The 15713-nt window shown below is 64.0% G+C and carries 14 protein-coding genes; 8 read left to right on the top strand and 6 right to left on the bottom strand.

Going from position 1 to position 15713, the window contains the following annotated elements; translation table 11 throughout:
- Window positions 1–11: 11 nt before the first annotated feature.
- A complete protein-coding gene (locus AWB72_RS14740; RefSeq protein WP_040048474.1) occupies window positions 12–1007 on the bottom strand; it encodes an aldo/keto reductase in 996 nt (331 codons plus the stop codon).
- Window positions 1008–1102: 95 nt separating this feature from the next.
- Window positions 1103–2488, bottom strand: a complete 1386-nt coding sequence (locus tag AWB72_RS14735) for a DHA2 family efflux MFS transporter permease subunit (protein ID WP_040048473.1) — start codon at window positions 2486–2488, stop codon at window positions 1103–1105.
- A gap of 130 nt (window positions 2489–2618) precedes the next feature.
- Here AWB72_RS14735 and AWB72_RS14730 point away from each other — a divergent pair, with 130 nt between their 5' ends.
- Both AWB72_RS14730 and AWB72_RS14725 read left to right on the top strand, forming a co-directional pair.
- Window positions 2619–3479: a LysR family transcriptional regulator gene (locus AWB72_RS14730; RefSeq protein ID WP_040048472.1), complete on the top strand. Its 861-nt coding sequence runs from the start codon at window positions 2619–2621 to the stop codon at window positions 3477–3479.
- 185 nt (window positions 3480–3664) lie between these two features.
- Entirely contained in the window at window positions 3665–5296 is a 1632-nt protein-coding gene (locus AWB72_RS14725) for a tannase/feruloyl esterase family alpha/beta hydrolase (RefSeq protein WP_040048471.1), read from the top strand.
- Window positions 5297–5308: 12 nt separating this feature from the next.
- Here AWB72_RS14725 and AWB72_RS14720 read toward each other — a convergent pair whose 3' ends face one another.
- Together AWB72_RS14720 and AWB72_RS14715 are read right to left on the bottom strand one after the other, a co-directional pair.
- Entirely contained in the window at window positions 5309–5644 is a 336-nt protein-coding gene (locus AWB72_RS14720) for a DUF2917 domain-containing protein (RefSeq protein ID WP_040048470.1), read from the bottom strand.
- 282 nt (window positions 5645–5926) lie between these two features.
- Window positions 5927–7801, bottom strand: coding sequence for a hypothetical protein (locus AWB72_RS14715; protein ID WP_040048469.1), 1875 nt, complete (start codon window positions 7799–7801; stop codon window positions 5927–5929).
- 336 nt (window positions 7802–8137) lie between these two features.
- Here AWB72_RS14715 and AWB72_RS14710 point away from each other — a divergent pair, with 336 nt between their 5' ends.
- The 3 genes from AWB72_RS14710 (at window position 8138) to AWB72_RS14700 (ending at window position 10249) form a co-directional block, all read left to right on the top strand.
- Window positions 8138–8491: a YciI family protein gene (locus AWB72_RS14710; RefSeq protein WP_040048468.1), complete on the top strand. Its 354-nt coding sequence runs from the start codon at window positions 8138–8140 to the stop codon at window positions 8489–8491.
- Window positions 8492–8561: 70 nt separating this feature from the next.
- Entirely contained in the window at window positions 8562–8960 is a 399-nt protein-coding gene (locus AWB72_RS14705) for a VOC family protein (protein ID WP_040048467.1), read from the top strand.
- Window positions 8957–10249 (top strand): RNA polymerase sigma factor, encoded by a 1293-nt coding sequence (locus AWB72_RS14700; RefSeq protein ID WP_040048466.1) that lies wholly within the window; start codon window positions 8957–8959, stop codon window positions 10247–10249. Before AWB72_RS14705 ends, AWB72_RS14700 begins: the two co-directional genes overlap by 4 nt.
- A gap of 112 nt (window positions 10250–10361) precedes the next feature.
- Here AWB72_RS14700 and AWB72_RS28915 read toward each other — a convergent pair whose 3' ends face one another.
- Window positions 10362–10511 (bottom strand): hypothetical protein, encoded by a 150-nt coding sequence (locus AWB72_RS28915; RefSeq protein ID WP_159459370.1) that lies wholly within the window; start codon window positions 10509–10511, stop codon window positions 10362–10364.
- A 141-nt stretch (window positions 10512–10652) separates the two neighbouring features.
- On the opposite strand from AWB72_RS28915, the gene AWB72_RS14695 reads away from it, so the two are divergent.
- The 3 genes from AWB72_RS14695 to AWB72_RS14685 all read left to right on the top strand — a co-directional run bounded on the left by AWB72_RS14695 (window position 10653) and on the right by AWB72_RS14685 (window position 13213).
- The gene (locus tag AWB72_RS14695; RefSeq protein WP_040048465.1) at window positions 10653–10838 is read left to right on the top strand and encodes a hypothetical protein; all 186 of its coding nucleotides are present in this window, start codon (window positions 10653–10655) and stop codon (window positions 10836–10838) included.
- A gap of 338 nt (window positions 10839–11176) precedes the next feature.
- Entirely contained in the window at window positions 11177–11641 is a 465-nt protein-coding gene (locus tag AWB72_RS14690) for a response regulator (RefSeq protein WP_040048464.1), read from the top strand.
- A gap of 195 nt (window positions 11642–11836) precedes the next feature.
- A complete protein-coding gene (locus AWB72_RS14685) occupies window positions 11837–13213 on the top strand; it encodes a glycosyltransferase family 9 protein (RefSeq protein WP_040048463.1) in 1377 nt (458 codons plus the stop codon).
- A 66-nt stretch (window positions 13214–13279) separates the two neighbouring features.
- On the opposite strand, the gene AWB72_RS14680 is transcribed toward AWB72_RS14685, so the two are convergent.
- The gene (locus AWB72_RS14680; RefSeq protein WP_084592691.1) at window positions 13280–15649 is read right to left on the bottom strand and encodes a polysaccharide biosynthesis tyrosine autokinase; all 2370 of its coding nucleotides are present in this window, start codon (window positions 15647–15649) and stop codon (window positions 13280–13282) included.
- Window positions 15650–15713: the final 64 nt, after the last annotated feature.

The following is a 15713-nucleotide window of genomic DNA, read 5'->3' as shown; positions in this document are numbered from 1 at the left end:
AACCCGCGAATTTAGCGCTGGGCGTCGCCCCAGCGATATTCGACCGTCAGATCGTCGAGCTTCGCCTTGATCTCGGGATCGAGCGGCTGATCGACGGCGGCGAGCGTGTCGTCGAGCTGCTCGGGACGGCTCGCACCGATGATCGCCGACGTCACCACCGGATTCTCCAGCACCCACGCGAGCGACGTGCTCGCGAGCGATCGTCCGGTCGGCGCGACGGTTGCCTTCAGCTTTTCGATGGTCTGGAACTCGCGCTCGTGCCAGTAGCGCTCCTGATACATCTCGCCCGCCTTGCCGACTGTCGCGGTGAAGCGGCCATCGGAAGGCGCGGCGTCGTGACGATGCTTGCCCGTCAGCAATCCGCCCGCGAGCGGGTTGTACGGAATGACGGCGAGTCCTTCCTCTTCGGCGAGCGGCAGCAGTTCGCGCTCGATCTGCCGGAACAGCAGGTTGTAGCGCGGCTGCACGGAAACGAAGCGCGCGGTGCGCAATACGTCCGCACGGCCGAGCGCACGCGCGAGCCGGTACGCCAGAAAATTCGACACGCCGATATAGCGCGCCTTGCCGTGCCGCACGATGACATCGAGTGCTTCGAGCGTCTCGTCGAGCGGCGTGTCGCGGTCGTCCATGTGAAGCTGATACAGATCGACGTAATCGGTATTCAGCCGCTTGAGCGATGCATCGATCGCGTCGAGCAGATGCTTGCGCGACGCGCCCTTGTTCCACGCGAGCGGCCCCATCACGCCGACGGCCTTCGTCGCGAGAATGTAGCGGTCGCGCTTGCCCGCGAGCCAGCGCCCGACGATTTCCTCGGTGCGACCGACGACGTCGTGCGTGCCGCCGAGCGGATAGACGTCGGCGGTATCGATGAAATTGACGCCCGCCTCGCTCGCACGGTCCATGATGGCGCGCGAGACGTTTTCGTCCGTTTGCAGGCCGAAGGTCATGGTGCCGAGCGTGAGACGCGATACGGTTAAGCCGGTGTTGCCGAATTTGCGGTATTGCACGGTTGCGCTCCAGAGAGGGAAGGGCGGACGATACCCGGCAGAATAGCGCCGATGCCGCGCGCCTGCCGAAGCGGACTAAAGCGGCGTATCGAGCGCTAACGCGCCGCCGATGCCTGCGCGGCCGCGCGCGGCGCGGAATCCAGCCGGCGGAACACGACGCCCGACAGCAGCGTCACCACGCCCATGCACACGAAGCTCAGCCGGAAGCCGACGGACGCCGAGCCGAACTGTCCTTCGAACACTTGCACGAGCAACCCGCCGATCGACACGCCAAGCCCGATGGCGAGCATCTGCACCATCGAGAAGAGGCTGTTGCCGCTGCCCGCGTCCTTGCTGGACAAGCCTTTGAGCGTGACGCTGTTCATCGCGGCGAACTGCATCGAATTGCATGCGCCGAACAACACGAGAATCGCGATCTCGACGGCGAGCGGCAACGACGGCGAAAACGCCGCGAACGCGACGATCGACGCGCCGACGAGCGCCGTGTTCACGAGCAGGAAGTTGTCGTAGCCATAACGGCTGACGAGCCGCGCGATCCAGCGCTTCGAGAGCGTGCCGGCGATCGCGATGGGCAGCATCATCATGCCGGAGTGCAGCGGGCTGTAGCCGAGTTCGAGTTGCATCATGAGCGGCAACAGGAACGGCACGGCGCTCGATCCGATGCGGCACAGCAGATTGCCGACGAGTCCCACGCTGAAATTCGGCTCGCGAAACAGCGCGAGATGAAAGAGCGGATTACGCCGATGCCGCGCATACGGCACGTAGGCGAACGCCGAAACGGCGGCCACGGCGAAGAGCGCCGCCGACACCGCTCCGCGATGCGTTTCGACGGGACAATCGAGCGCGAGCGAAAACGACACCATGCATAGCGACAGCAATCCGCAGCCGATGAAATCGAAGGGCGGCGCGTCGTGCGCCGTGTCGTTCGGCAGGAAGCGATGCACCGCATACAGCCCGACCGCGCCGATCGGCACGTTGATCAGAAAGATCCAGTGCCACGTGAACGACTGCACGAACCAGCCGCCGAGCGTCGGGCCGAGAATGGGGCCGACCTGACCCGCGACGGAGATCATCGCGAGCGCGGAGACGTAGGCTTCGCCGCTGACGGCGCGCAGAATCGCGAGCCGGCCGATGGGCAGCAGCATCGACCCGCCGACGCCCTGCAGCACGCGCGCCCAGACGAGCTGATCGAGCGAATGCGCCATCGCGCAGGTCAGCGATCCGATGACGAACAGGCTGATCGACACGAGATACACCAGCCGCGTGCCGAAGCGGTCCGCGAGCCAGCCGGAGGCGGGCGTGAGCAGGGCCATCGTGAGCGTGTAGGCGACGACGATCGCCTGCATCGCGAGCGGCGCGGCGTGCAGGTCGCGCGCAATCGAAGGCAGCGCCGTGTTGACGATCGTCGTATCGAGCGCCTGCATGAAGAAGCCCACGGCGACGATCCACAAAAGCGCCGTGTGCGAAGACTGTCTGGTCATGGAATTCAATGGTGAGAGCGCCGCTGATACCGGTTCCAGCACGCATCATGAAATTTTAATGACGGCGCGCGTTATCGGGAAGCCCGCTAACCGCATTGACTGCGATCGGCAATGCCGATCACAATGCCGCATGCTCAATCCCATCTGGCTGAACACCTTCGCGACGGTGGCCGCGTCGCACAGTTTCACGGACGCGGGGCGGCAGCTCGGGCTGCGACAGTCGAGCGTCTCGGAGCATATTCGACGTCTGGAAGAGAGCGTCGGGCGGCGGCTGCTGGTGCGCGACACGCATTCGCTCGCGCTCACCGCCGACGGCGAAGCCATGCTCGTCCACGCCCGCGTGATTCTCGAAGCGATGTCGCATGCCGAGTCGCAGTTCAGCTCGCGCAAGCTGCGCGGGCGCGTGCGCCTCGGCTCGTCGGACGACCTCGCGCTCGGGCCGCTGCCGAGCGTGCTCGCCGCGTTTCGCGACACGCATCCGGACGTGGAACTGGAAATCACCATCGGCATGACGGGGCGGCTTTATCAACTGGTCGATTCGGGCGAACTGGACCTCGCGGTCGGCAAGCGAAGACTCGGCGATGCGCGCGGCACGCGGCTTTTCAGCGGGCGGCTGGAATGGCTCGCAAAGCCGGGCACCGTCGTCGATACGAGCCTGCCGCTGCCGCTCATTCTCGTCGCGGAGCCGAGCGTCACGCGCGCGGTCGTCCTCGATTCACTCGCCATGAGTGGCGCGCGCTGGCAGATGGTCTGCACGAGCAGCAGTCACGCGGGCTGTATCGCGGCGGCGCGCGGCGGCCTCGGGCTCACGGTGCGCTCGCATTTCCTGGCGGGGCGTGGACTCGCAGCGCCCGAGAATCGTGCGGATTTGCCCGAATTGCCGGAAGTGGAGTTCATCGCGTTCGGGGCGAAGCATCTGAGCCGGCCCGCCGAAACGCTGCTCCAGCTTCTGCAGGACAGCGACCTGCGCGGCGAATGGGACGGGGAATAACGCAAACGACGCGCGCGCGGCGCGGCATGCCGTCTGCTCACGCCCGGTTGTGCCGCTGCAACGCCGGACGGCGGCTCCGAATGGCTATCGCCGATCGCTTCTTATATATTGAGCGGCCATCGAAGTATCCAGTCCAACCCGTGTTCCCCATACGCCGTTTCCTATCGTCCGATGCCTGGCGCCGGTTGCCCTTCGCGTGCCGCGCGCTTCTGATCGCGTTCGCCGCGCTGATCCCGCTCGCGAACGCGCACGCGGCCGCCTACGTCACCAGGCATTGCGACGATCTCGCCGGCAAGACAGTGCCCGCATCGGTCATCGGCTTGCCGACGCGCGGCGCGCTGATCGCGACGGCATCGGTGGTGAAGGCCGTGGCGCCGGGCAACCGCAACGGCGAGTACTGCCGCATCACGGGCATCATCAAGGCGCTGCAGGACACCACGCCCGATATCCGCTTCGAAGTGAATTTGCCGAGCCGCTGGAACGGCCGCGCGCTGCAGATGGGCGGCGGCGGCTACAACGGCGTGCTCGTTTCCGGCACGCAGCCGATGCCGTTCGCGCCCGACTCGACGCCGCTCGCGCGCGGCTACGCGACGTTCGGCTCGGATTCAGGCCACGTCGGCAATTCGGGACGCGCGGACTTCGCGGTGAACGACGAAGCCATCGTCAATTTCGGCTTCGCGCATCTCAAGAAAACGCGCGACGTGGCGCTCGCGCTCATCCAGATGGGCTACGGGCGCATGCCGGACAAGACGTATTTCGCGGGCGGCTCGACGGGCGGCCGCGAAGGCTTCACCGTCATCGAACGTTTTCCGAACGATTACGACGGCGTGATCGCCAACGCGCCCGCGATCAACTTCTCGGGCGTGCGGCTCTTCGGCGTGAAGGTCGGGCAGGCGTCGTATGCGAAACCGGGCGGCTTCGTCGGGATCGCGCAGCAGCGGCGCGTGTTCGACACCGTCATGCACGAGTGCGACCGGCTCGACGGTCTCGCGGACGGCATCGTCGGCAACGTGGAGGCCTGCCGCAAGCTGGAGCCGCAGATCATCGCGTCGCTGCGTTGCGCGAACGGGCAGCGTCCGTCCCTGCGCGACAGTTGCCTCTCCGATGCGCAGCTCGACACGCTCGAACTCCTGCGCGACGGTTTGTCGATGCCTTACGCGCTCGCGTACGGCGTCGCCGATTACCCCGGCTACAACGTGTTCCAGGGCGTCGATTTCACGGGCGCACTCGGCCTCGGCGATTCGCCGACGCTCCTCACGCCGCCGACTTTCGCGGCGAACGGCTATCTCTTCGCTCAGGGCGACGCGTATATCCGCCACTTCGTCACGCGCGATCCGAACTTCAACGCGCTCGCGTTCGACATCGACAATCCCGCGCATTTCCGGCAGCGGCTCATCACGCTCTCGTACACCGTCGGCGCGATGAACCCGGATTTCTCCGCGTTCATCGCGCACGGCGGCAAGCTCGTCGCCATGCACGGCCTCGCCGACGAAGTCATCAGCCCGAACCAGACGATCGCGTTTTATCGCGGGCTCATCGAGCATTACGGGCAGGACACCGTCGATTCGTTCATGCGGCTTTACATGGTGCCGGGCTTCCAGCACGGCAACGGCGTGTTCATTCCCGCATGGGACGAACTCGGCGCGCTCGACGACTGGGTGACGAACGGCGTCGCGCCGGAGACACTCATCGGCAGCGACATCGCGCCCGCCACCAACGGACGCACGCGGCCAATCTGCCGGTATCCGGGCTATCCGCGCTATGTCGGCAAGGGCAGCGTCAATCTCGCGGCGAGCTTCCGATGCGTCGCGCCGTGAGCGTCGACCAGCTCATATCGCATTGACGGAGCGCGGGAAGAAGCGCGCGAACATGCGCGTCCACGCGGGCCGCTCACGTGCCTTGCGATACGACGTCACCGAGACCTCGACCGCGTGATCGCAATCCGACGACAGCCACACGCGTTCGCCGCGCACGAGACGCAGCACGTCGCCGGGCTGCATCCAGTAGTCGTAGGGATCGCGATGACGCGTGAGCCACACCGATGCGTTCCCGATGCGCAACTCCGCATCGCGCGATACGCGCCATGACACGGTCCGGCGCGCGGCCACTTCGAGATACACAACGACGCGCGCGCCACGGCCTTCAACTTTCGACAGCTCTTCCATCCTGCTCTCCATGATGTGAGCCGAAGACGGAGGGCCACGCACGCATCAAAACAAAAGGCCCCGTCTTTCGGCGGGGCCTTCGGAATCGATTCTGCCAGCTTTTGCTTCTCTCTTCGCTAGCGCACACGCTCTCCCGATGACCCGCCATCCATGGCGTTCATTGGGTTTTTAATCGCGGCGATGGCGATGAGAAGGGCTGCGTGCATGTCGTGCAGTATCGAGGCGAACGTGCGGCGCTGTCAATAACGAGATGCCGTTCGCCTCGACAAGACGTTACGTACGTTACGCGCCGGTATAGCCCAGCGGCTTCGTCGCGTTCTTCTTCGCGACATCCGCATTCACGGACACGACGTATTGCGGCGATTCCGTCAACGTCAGCGTGACGACACCGTTCGTGTACGGCGCGCTCGATACGTTGCCCATCGCGTCGATGAGTTGCACGGTGCCGCTCGTGCCGGCTGCATCGACGTTGAGCTTGTACGGCGTGCTGTACGTCGCGCTGAACGCACCGTTCGATGCCGGCCAGACCGCGTTGTTGTGCGTCCACAAGGCGGTGATGACCTTACCGTTGCCGCGCTGCTGGAACGCATACGCATACACACCGGACGGCAGGTTGTTCACCGGGCCGAGCGTGATCGTGCCGTCGAGCACGCGCGTCATCGCGGCGACGGCCATCGCCGCCGGCTTCGGGCTGATGTTCGTCGTGCCGAACGCGGCTTGCGGATGATCGAGATCGAAGAACGTGCCGTAGCCAGGCTCACCGGGGAAGTCCGGCCCGAAGAACACGTAAGTCTGATCCGCGCCTTCGCCGAGCAGGATGATGTGCGTGCGTGCGACGACCGCGCCCTGCGCGAACAGCACGTTCGGCGTCGGATAGTTCGGACCGTAGTTCGAGCCGATGTCGTAGCTGATGCCCGTCTCCGTGACGAACAGCTTCATGTTCGGCTTGTAGTCCTTCGCCATTTCCGCGCGCAGATTGCGCATTTCGTTGAGCAGCGAGTTGGCGGCGTCGGCGGCGTTCGCGTCGGTGTGATGGCGCTCCGGCGGATGCGACGGCGATGTGCCCGCATCGTAATAACCATGCGTCGCGATGCCGTCGAGATAGTGCGCGAGGCCGAGCGGCGCGAGGCGCTTCAGGCGCTCCGTCGTGAGCGACGGGAACGGCTCGGCCGGTCCCATCACGACCGCGTGCGGATCCTTCGAATGCAGCCCTTGATACGCCGCCTTGTACAGCGCGACGAAGTTCGCGTCCGTGTCCTTCCACAGAATGTACGGCTCCCACGTGACCTGATAGTAGTTCGCGGACATCGTCGGGTAATAGCGCGCGCGGATCGCTTCCGTTTCCTGGCCGACGCGCGACAGATAATCCGCGAAGTACGACGGATCGCTCGGCAGATAGCCGTAGTCCGGACTCAGGCCGTGCGCGCTCGCCCAGCCAGGAATGCCGTCTAGCCGCACGAGGCGCATGACCTTGCCCGACGTGTAGAACGGATCGAGATTGTTTGCAGACGGGTTGAACGTGTTGCGGCCGTTCGGCTCCATGACGGACATCTGGCGATCGTCGATGGTGGACGAAATGCCGAGCGCCGCGAGCATCGTGCCGTTGTCGTTGAAGCCCTGCATGCCGAAGCGATGCTGCTCCTGTTTCGCATACGTGACGGGCGGAATGACGCCGCCGAGATTCGGCAGCACGCCGAACGTGGCGATGCCGTTCGGACGCGTGCCCGCTGTCTGCACCCGGCCGCCGTGGTTGACGAACGTCGCGGAGACGGCGAAGTAACCCGCGATCGTCGATGAACAGGTGAGGGTGGTTTTCGTGGCGGCGGCGGGCGCGGCGAAGCTGCCGCTCGCGACCGTCTTGCCGAGCGCATCGGCAATGCTCCACTTGAGCGTATCGGCGCTGCCGGGGCGCGTGGTCACCGCGACCTGGAACTTCGTGCCGGCGGGATACATGCGGGAACCATCGGTGCTCGGGGTGTCGACGGTGATCTGTCCGCTGCCGCCCGACGCCGCCGCCGTCACGGGCGACGCGCAGGTCAGCGCGGGTCTGGCCGCCGCGTTGACGACGGAAGCGGGCGTGGAGGAATCATCGGCGCCACCGCCGCAACCGGCGAGCGCAAGGACGAGCGTGGAAAGCAGGAACGGGTTCTTCTTCATTGTTCGATTAGGTCAACTAACGACGCATTCAGGAGATGCGCATCGGGAAGCAGCGGGGAATCGCAGCGCGAACTACAACGGTGAACTACAACGGCGAATTACAACCGGATAACGACGGTAATCGGATGGCCCGGTCATTTTTGCCTGCCGGGCAGCGGGCGATCAGACGATTGCGGGCAGATACTACATACGATTTGCGTATCTTGCACGCAACGTCGCGTAACGCAATGTAACGTCCGACAAATGAGCATTATTGTCATACGAATTTTTCCGGATTGCCGAGTGCGGCGCGACGGTTTAACTTGGGCCACACCGACACCGTGAAAGGAGACCGCCGTGGCTTTTCTGTTGCTCATCGTCGAACCGGTCGAACAGCGCGCGGCGCGATCGCCGGAAGAAGGCCGCGAGGCGTATCGGCAGATGGGGGAATTCGCCGATGCGTTGACGGCGCGCGGCGTGTTGCGCGCGTGCGAATCGCTGACATCGCTGAAGGATGCGTCGCGCGTCTCGCGTGCCGACGGCAACGCGCGCGTCATCGACGGGCCGTTTGCCGAAGCCAAGGAAATGATCGGCGGCTTCTTTCTGCTCGACTGCGAGACGCACGCCGAAGCCGTCGCGATCGCCGCCGAATGCCCGGCCGCGTCGTGGTGCACGGTCGAAGTCCGCAAGGTCGGGCCGTGTTATTTGTGATGCGGCGTCGATTCGTGCGCGCGTGGAACGTCGTCATCGAAACAACCAACAAGAGCCAGGAAACCGCACCATGCACAAGCAAATCTTCGTGAATCTGCCGGTACACGATCTGAAGCAATCGATGACGTTCTTCAAGGCGCTCGGTCTCGGCTTCGATTCCGCGTTCACGAATGACGATGCCGCGTGTCTCGTCATCGGCGAAAACATCTTCGCGATGCTGCTGACCACGCCGTTTTTCCAGACCTTCACCGACAAGACGCTGATCGACGCGCACACGCAGGTCCAGACGCTCGTGTGCCTGTCGTGCGAGAGCAGGGCGGAAGTGGACGATCTCGTCGCGAAGGCGATCGCCGCGGGCGGGCGCGCGCCGCGTCCGCCGCAGGATCACGGGTTCATGTACGGCCATGCGTTCGAGGACCTGGACGGCCACATCTGGGAACTCGTGCACATGGCGCCGGAAGCCGCGTGAGCGCAGCCTTCGACGAACGCGAAGCGGCGACGCGGCGGACCATCGACGCGGTGTGGCGCATCGAGGCCGCGAAGGTGATCGCGAGCGTGGCGCGCGTGGTGCGCGACGTCGCGCTGGCGGAAGAGCTGGCGCAGGACGCGTTCGTCGCAGCGCTCGAGCACTGGAGCCGCGAGGGCGTGCCGGACAAGCCGGGAGCGTGGCTCATGACGACCGCGAAGAACAAGGCGCTCGACCGTCTGCGGCAGCACGCGCTGCACGCGCGCAAGCACGAGGAACTCGGCCGCGATCTGGACGCGCAGGAGAGGCACATCACCCCCGATTTCGTCGATGCCCTCGATGCCGCGCGCGAAGACGATATCGGCGACGATTTGCTTCGGCTCTTGTTCACGGCGTGTCATCCGGTGCTGTCGCTGGATGCGCGCGTCGCGTTGACTTTGCGGCTGCTCGGCGGCCTCACGACGGACGAAATCGCGCGCGCGTTTCTCGTGCCGGAACCGACGATCGCGCAACGCATCGTGCGTGCGAAGCGGACGTTGTCGGCGGCTCGCGTCGCGTTCGAAGCGCCCAAGGCCGATGAACGCGCGGCGCGGCTCGCTTCGGTGCTCGAAGTCGTCTATCTGATTTTCAACGAAGGTTATTCCGCGACCGCCGGCGCCGACTGGATGCGTCCCGCGCTATGCGACGACGCGCTGCGGCTCGGGCGCATCCTCGCCGAACTGACGCCCGAGGACAGCGAAGTGCATGGGCTCGTCGCATTGATGGAGATACAGGCATCGCGGATGAAGGCGCGCGTCGATGCAGACGGACGTCCGGTGCTGCTGCCGGATCAGGATCGCAGCCGATGGGATCCGCTCTTGATTCAGCGCGGGCTGGCGGCGTTGAAGCGGGCCGAATCGCTGGGCGGTGCGCGTGGCGTCTATGCGCTGCAAGCGGCGCTCGCGGCGTGTCACGCCCGCGCGCCGACCGCCGCGGATACCGACTGGCCGATGATCGTCGCGATCTACGACGTGCTGATGCAGGTTGCACCGACGCCGGTCGTCGAGCTTAACCGCGCCGTGGCCGTGAGCATGGCGTTCGGGCCGCAGGCGGCGCTGGATATCGTCGACCGGCTGCGCGATGAGAATGCGCTGCGGAATTATCATTGGCTGCCGGGCGTACGGGCGGATCTACTGGCGCGCGTCGGGCGCAAGGACGAGGCGCGCGAGGAGTTTCTTCGGGCGGCAGAGTTGGCGAGGAACGCGAGGGAGCGGGAGTTTTTATTGGGGCGCGCTGGGGAGTTGGATCGATGATCCATCTGCACGGACCACATTTGACATAAGATAAATTAGCGCATTTTCTATAGCAGCTCACTTCATGAGTCGGAAGCGGCCTTTCACGCGCGGCCGCCTGTGCTCGAACGCTTTATGACGGGTTCGTCGGGGTGCGGGTGTTGCCATCATCGGCTTCGGTGAGCGGCAAGTCTTCGTTGGACTTCTCGGGCGTCGGCGCCGGTTGCTTGGCCTTGTCCGTATCGACGACATCGGTGCCGGGTTCGTTCTGCGGAATCGTCATGATGATCTCCAATCCATGCGTTAGTGTGACGTGTGACAGCCGCGCTCGATCGCGCACGACACGGACAGCACGAAGAATGCCCGCGACGGAACGCGATTTGCTGCAAGCGTTCCACGATGACGTTCAACACCGGAGCCGCTCATGTCCACGGAAAACAGCAATCCGCCTCAGAACCCGATCGATTCCGAAGGCCTGACCGACCTTGGTCCGGCACAGCCCGAAGATCCGCCGCACCGTCCGGGCGAGGACGCCGAACTGCGCGATCCGCCGAGTCCTGCGGGTGTGCCGCCGAGCGACGAAAAATCGGAGAGATCCAAGGGCAGCTAGTGAGCACGGCGCGGTGTGCTGAAGTCGAGACGTTTCACCGGCCGCCGCGTTGTTATCTGCGAGGTATTACTGCCGTGCGCGTTTTCCTGCATGGCCGCACCTTCGATGATTACGTCCATCTCCCGCAGCTATTTGTCACCGACCACCGCCAATTAACTGCTTCGAATCCGTCGATGCATCGTGCAAGCATCGATTTAACGGTCCAATCTATAAAAATGTATTGAGAATTTGTTTTTAGAGTGCAATATCGAAAGAATTTAATAGTACATGAGCATTTCCTCAGTTATCCTCGGTTTTGGGGATCGGGGTTCATCTTCAAACACTCTGTGAGGCCAAGAATGAAACAGGGAAATGTTCATCACCGCATTCTCATTGCTGAACCATTGCCGATAGTTGCTGAGCCTATAAGGAATCTGCTCAGCGCCGGCTCGTTTCGCAATTCGGTGCAAATCGCGACCCGCGAACCCCAGCTTCTTTCCTGCCTGGAATACAGTATCGTCGATCTGGTGATTATGAATCCCGCGTTTGTACAGCCGGACCTGGATATCGGAAACGTGCAGTTGCTTGCTCAATTTCGACGGCGGTTTCCCACTGTCCCCATTCTGCTCGTTACTACACTGCGAGACCCGGTCATTCTCGAAGAAATCGCTCTGCTGAACCGTATCGGAATTGGAAGCATGAGCGACCAGTTGGATGATTTGATTTTGCTGGGCAAGCGTCTGCTAGATGGCGCTTTCGGAAGTGTCTCGCCGAAAATCGATGTGATGTTCCGCGCCGCACGCGACATGCGCGATCCGTTCTAGACACGCGCCCTCCGGTGGCGGCGTCCGCCCGGCGCACTTGAGCCATGCGCGACCACCCTGCCCGGCACCCGGTCAGGCGCATGATCCGATAATCGTCAAATTTTTTCGGCGATCCATCCTGCAGGTGCAACTCTCCGATCAGCGTGCCATAGTCCCGCATCATCGCGCGCAGCGATTCTTTTCCAGGATCACACCATGATCGGGCAATACGACGACCTTTATCCAGCGCTTTATGCAGGCAATATCGAAGATTGTTTTCGTTTTCTCGATGAACGCCTCGCTTCGGACGGCCACTCCGCCGATTACTGGCATTGGCGCGCCGTTACGCATTTACGAGCCGGTCAGTTTCTCAAGGCGCTCGATATATGCTTCAAGCTCACGCGTGAATTCGACATATTCGCTTTTCACGTTCATTGTCTATGCGACATTTGCGCGCACCTCGGATTAAAGGAAATCGCACTTGCGGCGCTTGAATATTTCGCCCGAAAACCCGCCACCGCACCAATCGCCGCGTATTTGTGGCGCGTATATGGCTGGCATTATCTCGGTGAAGACGACCCGATTATCAGCCTTACGCCGGAAGGACTCGACGAGCATTCGCAATATGTGCTCGGCCATCATCAGGCGCGCAGCGTCATGCGGCGAGACGGCATCGCGCACGGCGTCGCGGCGATGCATCGATATTGGTCGTCGAACGAAGCGCGTCGTGTGCTTTTTCCGCATCTCGACCTGGAACAATACTGGACCGGCCAGCGCGCCCTGCCCGCACGCCTGCACGTTCAACCGGTCGCATCGGGCTACGGCGACCTGGTCAACTGGGCGCGCTATATCGCGGCACTGGAAGCGATGGGCGTCGAGGTGCAGTACGACACCCGCCTCTTCCGCCTCTCGATGCCGCAGCCCGAGCAGGCCGAGCTTGCGCGCGCGATGCACGACGCCGGCTTCACTGCTCCGTCCGGCGATACCGCCATGTGGACCGACCCGTTCACGCTCTTCACCGCGCTCTTTCCCGTGCTGGGCTACGCGCCGTCGCGCCGGTACATCGAACCGGCCGATCCGTCGAGCGTCGATGCCGTCGTCGATCGCATCCGGCAGCGCGCGCGTGGACGGCGCTGCGTCTGCGTGTTCTGGTCGTCGTGCGAATCGGCGAATAACTTTGCCAATCGCAGTCTGTGTCTGCCCGATCTCGACCCGCTATTCGATAGCCCGGGCGATATCTACTGGGTCATCATGCAGCGCGGCTTCGAACGCCGGCGCTGGCTGAACGATCCGCGCTCGGCGGATCTCGACCGCTTCGCCACGCTCGACCTCGACTTGACGCTCGGCCAGTCGGCGGCGGTCATCGACAGGCTGGACGCGTTCGTCGGCAACGATGGCGGGCTGAGCCATATCGCGGGCGCGCTCGGCAAGCGCAGCTACATGTTTCTGAATCACGTCGCCGAATGGCGTTATGAACGCGCGGCGACGTCGACGCCGTGGTATCCGACGATGCGGCTCGTGCGGGCGCGGGAGCTGGGCGGCTGGACCGACGTCGTCGCCACGTTGCAGCGGATGTTGCACGCAGACGTGTGAAGGGCGGTCCGCTGAAACCGCCGGACCGCCCTTCCCGATCACCGCTTATCGTTTATTGCTTACCGCTTAACGCGCCACGGCCCTGAACCCGTATTCCTCGCGCGCACCGTAGCGTCCCGGCGCGAAGCCGTTGAACACGTGCCCGCCGACCTTCGCGCCCACGTTCTCCAGGCGGCGCAAGGTTTCCTCCAGTTGCCGCGCGCCCGTGCGATCCGCACGCGACACGAGCAGCACGAGGTCGCAGTTCTGCATGGCGATGGACAGCGCGTCGCTGACGGGCAGCACCGGCGGCGAATCGATCACGATGTAGTCGTAGATGTCGCGCAGCATCGTGAGCGTCTCCTGGAACGCCGGACGGCCGAGCAGCTCCGCCGGGTTCTCCGGATACGCCGCGCCCGCATCCATGATCGACAGCCCGCCATTGCCGAGCGGCACGATCGCTTCGTCGACGCGCGCCGTGCCTTCCAGCACTTCGGCGAGACCCGGCCCGGTGCGGCCATCGACGAGATGACGCAGCCGCCCTTGGCGCATGTCGGCGTCGATCAGCAACACGGATGCGCGCGTTTCAGCCAGCAGATACGCGAAGTTCGACGACACGAAGCTCTTGCCCACGCCCTGCGTCGGGCCGGTGAAGAGAATCACCTTGCCGCCCGGCTGGTTCGCATCCGCGACATACGACGGATTCATCACGGTCGTGGTGCCGTTGAACGGCATGCCGTTGATCTGATTGAACGGGTTCATGCCGCCCAGGCCCAGATGATTCATCGGGACCGGCGCGCCGCTCAGCATCGCACGCACGCTGCTGCGCAGAGACCGCAGCGCTTCGATGCTCGGATCGGTCGGGCTCGTCATCGCAAGCAGTTTGGCGGGCGCGGCGTTGTGCGTGAGCGCGCGCACGTCCTGCTTCAGTTGCGCGGTCGAACGGGCGATCACGGCAAGGCGCGGCAGCTGCGAGAAGTGATCGATTTCCTCCGGACTCCGAAGTTCCTTGCGATTCAACGCGATCAGATAGATCGACACCGTGCTCACGAACAGGCCGCCGAAGATGGAGCCGAGCAACACGATCCATCCGCGCGGCCACGACTGCTTCTCCGGCGCGACCGCCCAATCGACCACGGCAATGCCCGGCGGCGTGCTGGCGGCGGCGACTTCGAGCTGCTGCGCGTTGGTCAGCACGCTCGTATATAGCTGCGTCGTGACGGCGACATCGCGTGCGAGTTCAACATATTGCCGCTGCACCGTCGGCAGGTTCGACGCGATCTTCGACGTCTCCGCGATCTCATGCTTCACCTGATTGAGCTGCGTGAGCGCGCTCTGATAGTTCTCGTTGCCCGGCTGAAACCGATGCTGCGCGGCATCGAGCGCGAGCTGCAAGTTCGTCTGCTGCTCCTCGAGGCGGCTCATGCGCGTGATGAGCGCGGTGTTCTGCTGCGCGATATCGACGGTGCCGGTCTGCGTGCGGAACGTGTTCAGGCGGTTTTCCGCGGCCTCCAGATCGCTCTTCAGCGCGGGCAGGCGCTTCTTCAGGAAGCCGAGGCTCGTCTGCGCTTGCGCGGCGCGGCGCTCGACATCGCGTTCCTGATAGGTCTTGATGATCGCGTTGACCATCCCCTGCGCGACCAGCGGCGATTCGGCCTGATAGCTGAGACGGATCAGCGCCGGATCGCGCAACGTCGAATCACGCGGCGGAATGGCCGTACGCAGACGCGCGAGCACGTTGTCGAAAGTCGTCTGCTGCGAGTATTTGCGCAGCTCGAAGCTCACGCCGGGACGCGCGCGCAACATGTCGATGCGCAGTTCGCCGGGCGCGCGCCCTTCGGGCGTATCGACCTGGAACGGCACCGTTTCGCCGACGCGCCCTTGCGCGAGCGCGTTGTCGTCCTTGTCGTACAGTGTCCAGCGTCCGCCCTGCCCCGCGACCACATGGAACTTCGCTTTCAGCGCGGCCTCGGGCACCGTGAAGACGCCGGGCTTGAGACGCTCGCCGCCCCATGCGTATTGATCGAGTCCGAACAGCGCGGGCGCGAGTTCGTTGTCGGTTGCGTGGCGCGAGGCCAGGTAATTGCCGATCAGCGGGAAGTGGCTTTGGGTCTCGACGACGGTCTCCGCGCCCGTCGCCGCGATCGCCGCGCTCACGACCGAACGTGAAGTGAGCACATCGCTTTCATCGCTGGCGGAAGCGTCGGCGGCCATGGAGCCGGAGACGTCGGACAGCGCGCTGATCGACGTGCCTGCCTTGCTTTGCACGCGCAACAGCGCTTCGGCGCGGTATTGCGGCGTGGCGAGCAGCACGTAGAGCACGCCCGCTGCGCAACACGTTCCGGTGACAGCGCCCAGCAAGGTCTTGTGCCGCACGACGCTGCGCCACAAGTCGGCCAGGCCGTCGCCGCGTTGCGGTACAGGCGTCATGACGGGGCGCATGTTATATGAAAGCATGTTATATCCCTAACAAAGAAATAAAAGACCTGAGACGTCGGTCGCAACCGACGACGGCGCGTTC

The organism is Caballeronia concitans, assembly GCF_001544615.1.
In the GTDB taxonomy this organism is placed as follows: Bacteria; Pseudomonadota; Gammaproteobacteria; order Burkholderiales; family Burkholderiaceae; genus Caballeronia; species Caballeronia concitans.
Note: the sequence above shows the minus strand (reverse complement) of the source record. Positions and strands in the feature narration are given on the sequence as shown.

Coding starts and splice junctions, on each gene's coding strand:
- AWB72_RS14720 (WP_040048470.1), bottom strand. CDS start 5,644: ATGGAAGAGCTGTCGAAAGTTGAAGGCCGTGGCGCGCGCGTCGTTGTG.
- AWB72_RS14680 (WP_084592691.1), bottom strand. CDS start 15,649: ATGCTTTCATATAACATGCGCCCCGTCATGACGCCTGTACCGCAACGC.
- AWB72_RS14685 (WP_040048463.1), top strand. CDS start 11,837: ATGATCGGGCAATACGACGACCTTTATCCAGCGCTTTATGCAGGCAAT.
- AWB72_RS14695 (WP_040048465.1), top strand. CDS start 10,653: ATGTCCACGGAAAACAGCAATCCGCCTCAGAACCCGATCGATTCCGAA.
- AWB72_RS14705 (WP_040048467.1), top strand. CDS start 8,562: ATGCACAAGCAAATCTTCGTGAATCTGCCGGTACACGATCTGAAGCAA.
- AWB72_RS28915 (WP_159459370.1), bottom strand. CDS start 10,511: ATGACGATTCCGCAGAACGAACCCGGCACCGATGTCGTCGATACGGAC.
- AWB72_RS14730 (WP_040048472.1), top strand. CDS start 2,619: ATGCTCAATCCCATCTGGCTGAACACCTTCGCGACGGTGGCCGCGTCG.
- AWB72_RS14735 (WP_040048473.1), bottom strand. CDS start 2,488: ATGACCAGACAGTCTTCGCACACGGCGCTTTTGTGGATCGTCGCCGTG.
- AWB72_RS14690 (WP_040048464.1), top strand. CDS start 11,177: ATGAAACAGGGAAATGTTCATCACCGCATTCTCATTGCTGAACCATTG.
- AWB72_RS14715 (WP_040048469.1), bottom strand. CDS start 7,801: ATGAAGAAGAACCCGTTCCTGCTTTCCACGCTCGTCCTTGCGCTCGCC.